Origin of the sequence: Shewanella sp. SG41-4 (assembly GCF_014164505.1) — a bacterium.
In the GTDB taxonomy this organism is placed as follows: domain Bacteria; phylum Pseudomonadota; class Gammaproteobacteria; order Enterobacterales; family Shewanellaceae; genus Shewanella.
This window is the reverse complement of sequence record NZ_JACJFI010000779.1, coordinates 1-282: the sequence shown is the minus strand read 5'-3', so window position 1 is coordinate 282 and position 282 is coordinate 1. Positions and strand designations below refer to the sequence as shown.

Genomic DNA, 282 nt, shown 5'->3' with positions numbered 1-282 from the left:
ATCGCCGGCAACCCATCTGCAACAGCTACTGACAACCAGCCTGTGGACAATGTTGCCGCACCTGCACCAATCGTTGAATTCAGCGGCATGGGCAGCGATGGTATCTTCAACAGCGATGAGATCGGCAGCGACGGCACCGTCACTGCAACCGTGACCTTAGCGACTGGCACTCAAGTTGGCGACACCTTGATTGTCACTGACGGCAATGGCAACACCCTATTTAACGGCCCTGTCACTCAAGACATGCTCGACAACGGCTTTGACGTTGAAGTGCCTGTCACT

At 55.0% G+C, this 282-nt stretch carries 1 protein-coding gene; it reads left to right on the top strand.

Annotated elements, in window-relative coordinates; genetic code table 11:
- Positions 1-282 (top strand): hypothetical protein (locus H5202_RS23805; protein WP_220494005.1); only part of this gene is annotated, 282 nt, incomplete at both ends.